The sequence below is a fragment of the Priestia flexa NBRC 15715 genome, assembly GCF_001591565.1.
GTDB lineage: Bacteria > Bacillota > Bacilli > Bacillales > Bacillaceae_H > Priestia > Priestia flexa.
In genome coordinates, this window is the sequence record NZ_BCVD01000025.1 from 25114 (window position 1) to 37917 (window position 12804).

A 12804-nucleotide genomic window follows, 5' to 3' on the forward strand; every position below is an offset into this window, starting at 1 on the left:
AGCATCTGATGATTAAGGTGACAATTTCTCGTAACGCAAACAAGCAAATCGACGGGTTCACGATGAGTGGACATGCTGAATTTTCCGAGCATGGAAAAGATCTTGTTTGTGCGGGAGCATCGGCAGTTTCATTTGGCACTTTAAACGCTATTCATTCAATAACCGGCGTAACGCCAGTTATCAAGCAGGGTGGAGATGGTGGATATCTTCGCTGTGAGATTCCAGGAAATGTTGATTTATCAGCATTGGAGCAAATTCATCTTTTGCTAGAAGGAATGGTCGTGTCTTTGAAAACAATCGAATTAGACTACAGTAAATATATAAAAATTAACGACAATTAAACAGGAGGTGGATGTCATGTTAGTAAGATTAGACCTTCAATTCTTCGCTTCTAAAAAAGGAGTAGGTAGTACTAAAAACGGTCGTGATTCAATCTCGAAACGTCTTGGTGCTAAACGTGCTGATGGCCAATTCGTAACTGGTGGTTCAATTTTATACCGTCAACGCGGTACTAAAATTTACCCAGGTGCAAACGTAGGTCGTGGTGGAGATGATACTCTATACGCTCAAATCGACGGTATCGTTAAATTCGAACGTTTCGGTCGTGACCGTAAAAAAGTATCTGTATATCCAGTAGCTCAAGAAGCATAAGCTGTGAAAAGAAAACTCTAACCTCAATGGAGGTTAGAGTTTTCTTTTTGTAGAATAATTCACCTATTCTCCACTGGAATTTGTTATAATCGAACATATTAAATAACAATGATGCGAGATGTTTTTTATCGCCTAGAAGTTACTTATGCTCGAGTCAAAAGTTAGTTAGGAGTGCGAAAATGAAAAAAGAGTGGGATGTTGTCGAAGTATTAAAATATGCTAGGCATGATTGGCTAAATAAGATACAGCTAATCAAAGGCAATTTAGCACTGAATCGGGTAGATCGAGCAAACGACATCATCAATACAATCGTGAACGAGTCACAGCACGAATCAAAATTAACAAGCATGAATATGCATTTGTTCACAGGTTTTGTTATGACTTACCACTGGTATAACCACGCGGTTCGGTTAGAACTTGAAGTGCTCGGAAACGCTCAGGATTTATCAAAGTATGATAATGAAGTATACAAATGGTGCCGTTATTTAACGGGTTTGCTAGAATCTCATATTGATTATCATGCTGATAATTATTTGAGTATTTCATTATGCACCGAAGAGCAGGAACCTCGTTTCTTTTTTGATTTTAGTGGAATACTAACGGATATGCAAAATTTACAAGAACAGCTCGGTAGTTATGAATATGGTCAAATGCTTACATGCGTTGAACAAGAAATTCTTCCAACTGAGTTTAATATTCAAATTAAGTTAAATACATGAGTAGATCTCTTTTGTACAAGCGTACAGAAGAATGAACTAGAACGGAGTGAAAGTACATGTTTGTAGATCAGGTCAAGGTATATGTGAAAGGTGGCGACGGAGGAAATGGTATGGTTGCCTTCCGCCGTGAAAAGTATGTGCCAAAAGGAGGTCCAGCTGGTGGTGACGGTGGTCACGGAGCAGACGTTATCTTTGAAGTAGAAGAAGGGTTACGTACGCTGATGGATTTTCGCTATAAGCGACACTTTAAAGCAGATCGTGGTGAGCACGGCATGTCAAAAGGCCAGCACGGGCGCAATGCAGAAGCAATGGTTGTTAAAGTTCCACCAGGAACAGTTGTGGTTGATGCAGAGACAAAAGAAACAATTGCAGATTTAGTAGAACACGGTCAGCGTGCGGTTATTGCAAAAGGTGGACGCGGAGGTCGAGGAAATACGCGTTTTGCAACGCCAGCTAACCCGGCTCCAGAGCTTTCTGAAAACGGAGAGCCAGGACAAGAGCGCGATGTTATCCTTGAGCTAAAAGTACTGGCGGATGTTGGATTAGTTGGATTCCCAAGCGTAGGAAAATCAACTTTACTATCGGTTACGTCTGCTGCGAAGCCAAAGATTGCCGAGTATCATTTTACAACGCTTGCACCAAATCTAGGAGTCGTTGAAACGGGAGACAACCGTAGTTTTGTTATGGCGGATTTACCAGGTTTAATTGAAGGTGCACACGAAGGCGTTGGTTTAGGACATCAGTTTTTACGCCACATTGAACGTACGCGAGTTATTGTTCACGTAGTAGACATGTCTGGATTAGAAGGTCGCGATCCTTACGAAGACTATCTAACAATCAATGAAGAGCTACGCCAATATAATTTACGCTTAACAGAGCGTCCACAAGTGGTAGTAGCAAATAAAATGGATATTCCAGAAGCGGCAGAAAACTTAGCTCGTTTTAAAGAAAAAATTGGAGATGAAGTAAAAGTATTCCCTATCTCTGCTGCAACGCGTGACGGAATACGCGAATTGTTGTTTACGGTAGCTGATCTTGTAGACACAACGCCTGAATTCCCAATGCATGAAGAGGAAGATTTATCGACTCACCGCGTACTTTACAAGCACGAGAAGAAGGAAGTTGAATTCCAAATTACACGCGATAGCGACGGTTCATTTGTATTAGATGGCGAAAAAGTCGAAAAGCTGTTCAAGATGACAGATTTCTCAAGAGACGAATCTGTTCGTCGCTTTGCTCGTCAGCTTCGTGGTATGGGCATAGACGAAGCGCTTCGTGAAAGAGGCGCAAAAGATGGAGATATTGTAAAGCTATTTGAATATGAGTTCGAATTTATCGACTAATCATTCATGTCACGGGGGAGGGGCTTGACTTGGATAAGGCGGATAAGCAGTTTTATTTAGTACGAGAAGATGTATTGCCAGAAGCAATGAAGAAAACGCTGGATGCAAAGCTGCTAATTGAACGTGGAAAATCAGCTTCCGTAGCCGATGCAGTTCAAGAGGTTGACTTAAGCCGCAGTGCTTTTTATAAATATAGAGATACTGTGTTTCCATTTCAAACGGTTGTTACACAGCGAATTATTTCGCTCTTTTTTCACCTGGAAGATCGCTCAGGTACGCTATCTCATTTACTAAGTGTCGTAGCCTCTTCGGGTTGTAACGTGTTAACGATTCACCAAACCATTCCGCTGCAAGGTAGAGCAAACGTTACGCTCTCACTAGATATTGCAAGTATGAAGGTTGAGTTGAACGATTTGTTACGAGAGTTAAAAAGACTTGCATTTGTGGACAAGGTTGAAGTCCTTGGTTCAGGTGCTTAACTAGAAAGCAGACATAGACAGGAGAGAGAAGAATCGTGGGGAAAGTAGGATATTTAGGACCAAAAGCAACATTTACACATGTAGCAGTTCAAGAAGTATTTTCAGAATATGAGCAGATTCCCTTTAAGACTATTCCATCTTGTATTGATGCGGTGTATAACGAAGAAGTAGAGTATGGAATCGTTCCGCTTGAAAATGCACTAGAAGGTTCCGTTAATTTAACACTTGATTATTTAATTCATGAGCATCGTCTTCCAGTAGTAGGCGAGATCATTTTACCGATTCGTCAGCATTTGATGGTTCATCCTGATCATGCAGACAAATGGGAAGAGGTCAAGGCTGTTTATTCACATCCTCATGCCATTGCGCAGTGCCATAAGTTTTTATATGGCAGCTTAGCTCATGTTCCTGTAGAAGAAATGACATCAACAGCATTTGCTGCAAAATATGTTAGCGAGAACCCTGGAGAAGTTGTTGGTGCGATTGCCAACGGGCTAGCTGCTAAGGAGTATGGGCTTCATATCGCACGCCCAAATATTCATGATTATGATCACAACACGACTCGATTCGTTGTACTTCATAAGGATAGAACTCGCGCAGTGCCATTTGAGCAAGAGAATGGTTACAAGACGACGTTAATGATTACATTACCATCGGATCAAGCAGGAGCACTACATCAAGTACTGTCTGCGTTTGCATGGCGTAAGCTAAACCTATCTAAAATTGAATCAAGGCCAATGAAGACAGGATTAGGAAACTACTTCTTTATTGTCGATATTGAACAGAAAATGGACGAGGTGCTCATCCCAAGCGCGATTGCTGAACTTGAAGCACTTGGATGTAAGGTAGCTGTTTTAGGAAGCTATCCCCATACGCTACTCGACCAAAAAATCCCGCTATAAAACATAGCGGGATTTTTTTATTCACTCTTTAATAGGTAGCCAGCTTGCTCAAGTGCATGACAGGCTGCATCAAGCTTCTGAACGGAGTCTGCTTCAAGCGTGTGAAGGTGGGTGCCTTCTGTTAATTGTGAAAGATAGGTTGCGTTGGTTTGATTAATCTTGTGTAAAAAAGCTTCTACATCTTTACGAGTTTGAACCATCATTGAAGCCGTAAGCTCTCCGTATACGGGGTGTTCAATGATTACATCTTTTACGCACACTCCGTGGTCTACGATGAGAAAAAGCTCTTTCTCTGTATCTTCAGGTGCGTGATGACAAGCAATAATTCGCTGCTGAGAGGATGCCTGGCCAGGAGACTGCATATAAATATAGCCTTGGCTTGTGGCTAAAATAGGTTCATTACGGGCTTTTAAGAGCGAGATATCTTGCACAATCACCTGTCTGCTTACCTTTGTTCTTTTTGATAGTTCACTGCCTGTCATCGGCTTCTGTTCATCTTTTAACCATTGTAAAATGAGTTCTCGTCGCTCTTCACCTAAAACTTTGCGTTGATTTTCTGACATGGTCTTACCGCTCCTTCATAATCTCTTTATGTAATAAATGAAGCACATTCATTAGTTCATCTAAATCTTTCGTAGTCGTATGCAAACTAAAGGAAATGCGAATGAAATTTTTGGCTTGCTCTGGACTTTTTCCAATAGCTAGTAGCGAACGAAGAGGGGCTTGTTTATGAACTGTACAAGCGCTGCCCGTTGCTACTGCGATATTGTGACGATTACATTGTAACATAACATACTGACCTTGTACGTTGCGGAACGTTAGTCCGATTATACCAGGAAAGTGAGCTGAGCTAGCTGCTTCCATCTCAACGAATCCCTGTAACTCCTTGATGCGTATAAGCAAGTATGACTTTAAGTGTTCGAAGTGATTGTAGGCTTGTTTTAACTGAGTATAAGCATGTTCAGCAGCCGTCGTAAACGCTGCAATTCCAGGGACGTTCACAGTTCCTCTATGGCTTTCTGTAAGGAAATGAGTTAGGGAAGCAGAAGCTTTAGAAGAACTTGGTTGAATGTAAACGAATCCGACGCCTTTTGGACCATATAGTTTATGGCTTGATACTGATAAGCTATCAATGTTTGCTTCTTTCACGTTAATCGGTAATTTTCCAAATGACTGCACACAGTCGCAGTGGAACCAAATGTCTCGTTTTTTTAACAGTTGTCCAATATCATAAACGGGCTGAATTGATCCTAGCTCGTGATTGACATGCTGAATGGCTACAAGAACTGTGTCGTCTTGAATGGCGTCTTGCAAAGCTTCTATCGACACAACGCCATCTTTTGTGACTGGTAGATAAGTAATAGTATACTCTACTTCTTGGAACGAAGAGAGAGCCTGTAAGACGGAGGAATGCTCTAACGAAGTCGTTATAATGTGTTTTCCTCTATGCTCTGTGTAATGGAGAAGCGAGCGGATAGCAAGTACGTTTGATTCCGTGCCTCCGCTTGTAAAGTAGATGGCTTGTTGCTCTCCATTAATAAGAGAAGCGAGCTGATGTCGACATAAAGAAAGCAAATCATCTGCTTGCGTACCAACCGTATGTAAGCTGTTTGTATTTCCATAATACGATGTGGCCGCTGTGTGATATGCTTGGATTGATTCCTTACTCATGGGCGTGGTTGAAGCATAGTCAAGGTAAATCATAGCTTTCCCTCTTTCGTTCAAAATAAAAAATATCTTGTCTTTTATTTAATAATATGTAAATATAAGTGTCAATACACATGTAAAGTTAATTGTCTTGTTTTTTGTTTTTATAAATTAACAGAAGTGTAAGAGGTGAAGCATGCATAAGACGGACGTGTTGATTATTGGAAGTGGATTGGCAGCTTTAGCTACGGCTTCTGCTTTGTATCCATATAAGAAAGTTACGATTGTAACAAAAGGAAGCATAGAACAAAACAATTCTGTATTAGCGCAAGGTGGAATTGCAGCGGCGGTGGGAAACCATGATAGTTGGCAAGAACATGCTTATGATACGTTAGCAGCTGGTAGCAGTCACTGCAGCGAAGAGACCGTACATATATTAACTAAAGAAGGAATCAGCTGCGTATTCGACTTCATTGCTAACGGCATGGAGTTTGATCAATTCCAAAATGGCAGCCTGCATTTTGGTAGAGAAGGAGCTCATCGATTAAATCGAATTTTGCATGCAGGAGGAGACCAAACGGGTGCTTTATTATTTGCCTTTTTAAAGAAGCGCGTATTACCTCATGTTGAAATTATAGAGCATCAAATTGTTCATAAGCTAATTTGTGATGAACAAGGATGTATTGGAGCGATTGGAGAAGGACGAAAAGGGAAGATACAAGCGTATTTAGCAGAGCATGTTGTAGTGGCTACTGGTGGAATCGGCGGTTTGTATCAGTATACGTCCAATCATGCTTACGCCACTGGAGACGGCTTGATGCTTGCTTATGATGTGGGAGCAGAACTTGAAGATTTAGAATTTATTCAGTTTCACCCTACGCTCTTGCGAGAGGGGAATCATGCTGCTGGACTGGTATCAGAAGCGGTACGCGGTGAAGGAGGCGTGCTCGTAACTGAAGATGGAGAGCGCTTCATGAAAGGAATTCAGCCGTTTGAAGACCTATCGTCGCGAGATATTGTAGCAAGAGCAGTTTTTGGGCAAATACAAAAAGGAAAAGATGTCTTTTTAGATATTAGCGAAGTAGAAAAGTTTAACAAACGCTTTCCGACAATAAAAGCTCTTTGTCAAAAAGCAAATATTCACCTTTCCAAAAATCGAATACCTGTCATACCAGGTGCACATTTTTTAATGGGTGGAATCAAAGTTAACGAACACGGAGAAACGACCATTCCATCTCTTTATGCTGTAGGAGAAGCAGCCTGTACAGGCGTACATGGTGCAAACCGTCTAGCTAGTAACTCGTTGTTAGAGTGTATCGTATTCGGTAGACGAGCAGGGTGCCATATCCTATCAAAAGAAAGTAGGCGAGTCGTAGATTATAAAACAAACTATCAGATTTCAAGAGTTGAGGAGTCTTTAATTATGCATCAAGCGGATATTCAAGCCGTTATGATGCAGCACGTAGGAATCACTCGAAACGGAGCTGGTCTCCGTCAAGCAATCAGCTGGTTTGATGAGGAGCTAGACTCGTTGGATTTTAGCTTTACAAGGTCATATCCCGAACAACAAAGGCGGCGAATTTTGATGCTCAGACTTGGAAAACTCATAGCTTCTGCAGCGATACATCGATGTGAAAGCAGAGGCGCACATTACAGGTCTGACTTTCCTCAAACTAGTCATCAGTGGGAGAAACAAAAAGTTACTCATGTTTTACGAGGCGTATTAGCGTAATTGGTAATGAATGATACAAAGAAAACGAGGGGAATTGTATGAACGCATTGAAGGTTAAAGCACTTCTTCATCAATTTTTTATTGAAGACGTTGGAGATCAGGATTTGACGAGTGAAGCCATTTTTTCACGTCACGAAACGGGAAGCGCTGAAATTGTCACTAAGCAAAGTGGAGTTTTTGTGGGTGATAGTATTATTACAGAAGGCTTTCAATTACTAAATCAACAAGCGAAAGTTCAGCTTTATATAAAAGATGGACAGTACGTTGAAGCTGGAGATATCATTGCAAAGGTTCACGGACCAATACAAGCAATTTTAACGGGAGAGCGCGTTATATTAAACCTTATCCAGCGCATGAGCGGAATCGCAACGATGACTTTTCAAGCGAGAAAAATAATGGAAGGGACGCATACACAAATTTGTGATACGCGTAAAACAACGCCTGGGCTTCGAGGGTTAGAAAAGTATGCTGTTCGAATGGGTGGAGGAGTTAATCATCGGTTTGGGTTGTACGACGGAGTCATGTTAAAAGATAATCATATTGCGTATGCAGGTTCTATTAAAAACGCTGTTTTAAAAGTGAAAGAATATATTGGACCCATGGTAAAGGTAGAAGTGGAGATAGAGACCCTGGAACAGCTAAAAGAAGCGGTTGAAGCAGACGTAGATATTATTATGTTTGATAACTGCGACCCACAAACGATTAAGAAATGGATTTCTCAGGTACCAAACCACATTACGACAGAAGCTTCTGGTGGAATGAATTTGAATAATATAGCTTTATATAAAGACACGGGTGTTGACTACATCTCCTTAGGAGCATTAACACACTCTGTGCAGTCACTTGATATTAGCTTAAACGTGGAGGAAATGAACTATGAACTTGTTTGAAACGTTAAAGACTAAGACATTACCCTTTGAGTATTCAATGATGTCGGACGAAGAGATGAAGAGAAGAATTAGAATCATTAAGCAAAAGCTTGGCGCTCAGCTTTACATATTAGGACATCATTATCAAAAGGATGAAGTTTACAAGTTCGCGGATGCGGTAGGAGATTCCTTGCAGCTATCTCAAATGGCGGCAGAAAATAAAAAAGCTGCTTATATCGTATTTTGTGGTGTTCATTTTATGGCAGAAACGGCGGATATTTTAACAATGAGTAATCAACGAGTTGTGTTACCTGATATGCGAGCAGGATGTTCTATGGCCGATATGGCTAACATTGAACAAACAGAAAAAGCATGGCCGATTTTGCAATCTTTGTTTGGAGACACGATTATACCGCTTACGTATGTTAATTCCACCGCGGAAATCAAGGCGTTTGTCGGCAAACATCATGGAGCAACCGTGACGTCATCAAACGCAAAAGAAGTGGTTCAGTGGGCGTTTTCTAAAAAACAGCGTATTTTATTTTTACCAGATCAGCATTTAGGAAGAAATACAGCTTATGAATTAGGAGTGCCTCTTTCTGAAATGGCTATTTGGGATCCCATTGAAAATGAGCTCGTTTTTGATGGTGATATAGAAGATGTGAAGATTATCCTGTGGAAGGGACACTGCTCCGTTCATGAAAATTTCACGTTGAAAAACATTGAGCATGTACGTAAAGCACACCCGAACATGAACATCATTGTGCATCCAGAGTGTACGCATGACGTAGTGCAGCACTCTGATTACGCTGGCTCAACAAAGTACATCATGGAGACGATTGAACAAGCTCCATCAGGTTCAGAGTGGGCAATTGGAACAGAAATGAACTTGGTTAACCGCTTGATTCATGCTCATGATGATAAGAAGGTTATTTCACTTAATCCGTATATGTGTCCTTGTTTAACAATGAATCGTATTGATCTTCCTCATTTGCTTTGGTCTTTAGAAATGATTGATAAGGGCACGCCCATCAATGAAATTAAAGTGGAGTCTGAAGTAGCAGAACTGGCTCAAAAAGCACTCAACAATATGCTTGCAATGGTTTAAAGATGTCGGACTAAATGAAAAGTGAAAAACAAGCATAAAAGAGATCCTCTCACATACATTTGTGGTGATGGATCTTTTTTTTATAAAAAAATCCAAACTTTTAAGCATCAAGAATAAAATACTTGTTCAAGGCATATGTTGTGATGAACAAACAGAACTTGCTTTGATTCCGCACATATAGATGAAATATACTCGACTCGGGAGGGGAATGACGTTGAAAATCCATATTGTCCAAAAAGGGGATACCCTTTGGAAAATTGCCCAAAAATATGGCGCAAACTTTGAAGAGCTTAAAAAAATGAACTCACAATTAAGCAATCCAGACATGATTATGCCTGGAATGAAAATTAAAGTGCCAACTGGCGGAGTACCTGTTGCAAATGAAGGGAACTCATTAGGGATTAAAGAAATGCCTAAAGTCCAGCATCCATATAGCGACCAATCAACGAAAGCTTATCCGGTAACAGAAATAGATAGTGAACAATCACCAATTCCGAGCATGCAGCCAGTGAAAAAAGAGATGCCAATTGCTCAGCCGCCGAAGAAGGAAGCACCAGTAGCGCCGAAGAAGGAAGCACCAGTAGCGCCGAAGAAAGAAGCACCAAAGAAGGAAATGCCAAAAAAAGAGGCACCAAAGAAAGAAGCGCCTAAAAAGGAAATGCCTAAGATGCCAAAGCTTCCAAAGATTCAGCCAATCGCTCCTGAAATTGACATTAACAATTACTATACGTTAAACATGGCGATGCAACAGCCGAAAAAAGAAGAGCCAAAAGTAGAAGCTGTTGTAGAGTCATCTGAAAGTCCAGAGATGGAGAGTGTAGAAGCACCGGTACAACAGCCATGCTATCCAATTGTACCAATCTCTCCAGTAATGCCTGGATGTGGATTTCATTATATGCCGTGTTATCCACCGCCAATGCCACCAGCATATCCTGTGTATCCACATCAATGGCAGATGCCACAGGTACAGGGAGCAATGGAAGAAATGGAGTCCATGGAAAATAACCAAATGGTAGCTGGTCAAATGCAACATCCAAATGCGCCAATGCATGCTGCGAATGCACCATTTTACCCAATGATGAATCCGTATATGCCATGTGGTCCGGTTCAATGCTCGCCTTGTCCACCACCTTGGGGATACCAGCAACCTGCGTATCCAATGTATCCGTCGATGCCACAGGTACAAGGTGAAATGATGGAATCTCCAGAGATGGAAAACAATAGCGTAATGGGTATGCAGATGCCATACCAGCAACCGCAAGAAGACTGCGGATGTGGATCTCCTCAGCCCATGCCATATGGACACCAGCAGATGCCGTATGGATACCAACAGATGCCATATGGGTACCAAGATCAGCGCTTGGCACCGTACCCAGCCCCGTATGGACCCCCATTTGGTATGATAGGGGCACCGCCATATCCAGCGGTTGATCCGGATTTATTTAATATACCCGATTATGAAGAAGATGAAGATTAATAACGGCAGAGGCGATGACTCTATACATCGCCTCTTTTTTTGTTTGGTAGAAAAAGGAATTCTTGTGAAGCAATACTATATAAAAAAGCCACACGTACTTTATGTAAACACGAATCAAGGGATGAAAATAATAAAGAAGTATCGGTATGAAAACACGATTAATCGTAATTTTCAGTTCATTCAAGCACTCAAACAGCACGGGTTTAACGCTACCATTAATTTTGAACCTTTTTCAGATGGAGAGGTTGTGATCAAAACCAGAGGAGAAGTTTGGGGAATTATGCCTTATCTCCAAACAAAGTCACCGGTTTCATATGAACAATCCCATCACCGAAAGCGAGTCATTGAGCTACTACATTCTTATCATAAAACCGCGGCATTTGCTTGGTATGATGTGAAAGACATATTTCCAATGTATGAACTTACTCACGTGTGGCAAAAGCGACTTGCTAGTTTTATTCATCATAACAAGCTTATTGAGTCCATCATTGGAAAAAGAACGTATAAAGTTATTGAAGAGTTATGTCAAAACAGTTTAGTAACCATGCATAAATACGAACATGAAGGGCAGAAGCATCAACACACAATAATCCATGGTGACACGGCTTCTCATAATTTTTTAAGGGGAGTTAATAACGATTATTATTTAATTGATTTTGATTGTGCAGCTCAATCCACATTTTTTACGGATTATATTCAACTAGCTCAACGCTTTTTATTACAGGAAGACTTTTCTATTGAAAAGCTGCTAAAGGAAGAGGGGATGAGCAATCTTTTTCATTTACCGTATTTTGCTGCGGCTCTGCGCTTTCCAGCTATGCTTTTGCTGCCTTGGTACATTCGTTTAACCAGCATATCACCTTCATATAAAGAGCTTATTCAGCTAAAACAATGGACTGAAAAGCAAGCTATAAAAGCAGAATTAACAAATAGGGAGATATTGCGTATATTCCCCAATATCTAAAGAGTTTACCGCTAACTGACAGCATAAATTTTGCTCAACTTTAAGACCCTAATGGTGAGTCCGCTATAAGGTGGCTCATTTAAAGGGGGAGTTTCGATTGAACAAGTATATCATTTCATCATTAGCAGCTGGCTGTATGTTTGGCTTAACGGCTTGTACAAGTGACCAAGGAATGGAACAGCGTTATAACGATAACACTGAGCCTGTTGGTTACTATACAAGTGAAAACGAAAATGAGCATCGTCTTGACCAAGGAAAAGGCCCTGTAACGGATATGTTAGACGGCGACGACGAAAATAACAACAATAGACGAACTGCTCCGTTAAACGTAACGGATGGGCGTTATGATAGCCCAACTAATTCTTATCAAAACCCATCTACAAATAAAAATGGTTTTTATAGCAATGCTAACATCGGTGGTAGTGATAGGAATTATCACGGTCATCTCAATGGTAGAAACAATCTTACGCAAACGAATACAAATGCTTACCCAGCAGACTTGACTGAGAAAGTAGCAGACAAAGCAGCTGGTGTAAACGGTGTGAAAGACTGTAGAGTAGTAGTTGATGATAACCGCATGTTGGTAGCTGTTGATCCAGCTAACAGCAACGTGAACGAAGAAGAGCTTAAAAAAGCTGTGCAAAAAGAAGTAAAGCCTTTAGCTAAAAAATATAATCTTCAAGTTGAGGTAGATAACGGAATGTTCAATAGCGTTCGTAATATTGATAATGACATTCGTAACGGTGTAGATAACGGAATTATTCGTACAAATATCAACAGCTTGTATGAATCCATTGATGAAAATGTTAATCGTAAAGACCGCTAAGTAAAAAAGAGCTGGGACATCAGTATTCCAGTCAACGAGATATCCGAATGAGGCTGGGACATAAGTAATTTGGCCAATGATAAACCT

At 40.8% G+C, this 12804-nt stretch carries 14 protein-coding genes; 12 read left to right on the plus strand and 2 right to left on the minus strand.

The features are described from left to right. The first annotated feature begins 8 nt into the window (after nt 1-8). The 6 genes from BFL01S_RS06460 (at nt 9) to pheA (ending at nt 4094) form a co-directional block, all read left to right on the plus strand. Entirely contained in the window at nt 9-341 is a 333-nt protein-coding gene (locus tag BFL01S_RS06460) for a ribosomal-processing cysteine protease Prp (RefSeq protein ID WP_025908525.1), read from the plus strand. A 16-nt stretch (nt 342-357) separates the two neighbouring features. Next, entirely contained in the window at nt 358-651 is a 294-nt protein-coding gene (gene rpmA / locus BFL01S_RS06465) for a 50S ribosomal protein L27 (RefSeq protein ID WP_025908524.1), read from the plus strand. 179 nt (nt 652-830) lie between these two features. Next, nucleotides 831-1370 carry a Spo0B C-terminal domain-containing protein gene (locus BFL01S_RS06470; RefSeq protein WP_025908523.1) on the plus strand — a complete coding sequence of 180 codons (540 nt, stop codon included), beginning with the start codon at nt 831-833 and terminating at the stop codon, nt 1368-1370. A 56-nt stretch (nt 1371-1426) separates the two neighbouring features. Beyond that, nucleotides 1427-2713 carry a GTPase ObgE gene (obgE, locus tag BFL01S_RS06475; RefSeq protein WP_025908522.1) on the plus strand — a complete coding sequence of 429 codons (1287 nt, stop codon included), beginning with the start codon at nt 1427-1429 and terminating at the stop codon, nt 2711-2713. A gap of 29 nt (nt 2714-2742) precedes the next feature. Next, nucleotides 2743-3192 carry a transcriptional regulator ThrR gene (gene thrR / locus BFL01S_RS06480; RefSeq protein ID WP_025908521.1) on the plus strand — a complete coding sequence of 150 codons (450 nt, stop codon included), beginning with the start codon at nt 2743-2745 and terminating at the stop codon, nt 3190-3192. Between the two features lie 32 nt (nt 3193-3224). After that, nucleotides 3225-4094 carry a prephenate dehydratase gene (gene pheA, locus BFL01S_RS06485; RefSeq protein ID WP_061785224.1) on the plus strand — a complete coding sequence of 290 codons (870 nt, stop codon included), beginning with the start codon at nt 3225-3227 and terminating at the stop codon, nt 4092-4094. 17 nt (nt 4095-4111) lie between these two features. Here pheA and BFL01S_RS06490 read toward each other — a convergent pair whose 3' ends face one another. Next, the gene (locus tag BFL01S_RS06490) at nt 4112-4657 is read right to left on the minus strand and encodes a transcription repressor NadR (RefSeq protein ID WP_061785225.1); all 546 of its coding nucleotides are present in this window, start codon (nt 4655-4657) and stop codon (nt 4112-4114) included. 4 nt (nt 4658-4661) lie between these two features. Further along, the gene (locus BFL01S_RS06495) at nt 4662-5798 is read right to left on the minus strand and encodes an IscS subfamily cysteine desulfurase (RefSeq protein ID WP_061785226.1); all 1137 of its coding nucleotides are present in this window, start codon (nt 5796-5798) and stop codon (nt 4662-4664) included. Nucleotides 5799-5937: 139 nt separating this feature from the next. Between BFL01S_RS06495 and nadB the strand changes: the two genes are divergently transcribed. From nadB to BFL01S_RS06525, 6 genes are all read left to right on the plus strand, one after another. After that, nucleotides 5938-7473: an L-aspartate oxidase gene (gene nadB / locus BFL01S_RS06500; protein WP_061785227.1), complete on the plus strand. Its 1536-nt coding sequence runs from the start codon at nt 5938-5940 to the stop codon at nt 7471-7473. Between the two features lie 38 nt (nt 7474-7511). Then, nucleotides 7512-8363: a carboxylating nicotinate-nucleotide diphosphorylase gene (nadC, locus tag BFL01S_RS06505; RefSeq protein WP_061785228.1), complete on the plus strand. Its 852-nt coding sequence runs from the start codon at nt 7512-7514 to the stop codon at nt 8361-8363. Further along, nucleotides 8350-9450 (plus strand): quinolinate synthase NadA, encoded by a 1101-nt coding sequence (gene nadA / locus BFL01S_RS06510; protein ID WP_061785229.1) that lies wholly within the window; start codon nt 8350-8352, stop codon nt 9448-9450. The genes nadC and nadA overlap by 14 nt, the downstream gene beginning before the upstream one ends. Nucleotides 9451-9658: 208 nt before the next feature. Further along, complete coding sequence (gene safA, locus BFL01S_RS06515; RefSeq protein WP_061785230.1) at nt 9659-10927, plus strand: SafA/ExsA family spore coat assembly protein; 1269 nt, start codon at nt 9659-9661, stop codon at nt 10925-10927. Continuing rightward, the gene (locus BFL01S_RS06520; RefSeq protein ID WP_139325230.1) at nt 10908-11891 is read left to right on the plus strand and encodes a phosphotransferase; all 984 of its coding nucleotides are present in this window, start codon (nt 10908-10910) and stop codon (nt 11889-11891) included. The genes safA and BFL01S_RS06520 overlap by 20 nt, the downstream gene beginning before the upstream one ends. 97 nt (nt 11892-11988) lie before the next feature. After that, entirely contained in the window at nt 11989-12717 is a 729-nt protein-coding gene (locus BFL01S_RS06525; RefSeq protein ID WP_061785232.1) for a YhcN/YlaJ family sporulation lipoprotein, read from the plus strand. Nucleotides 12718-12804: the final 87 nt, after the last annotated feature.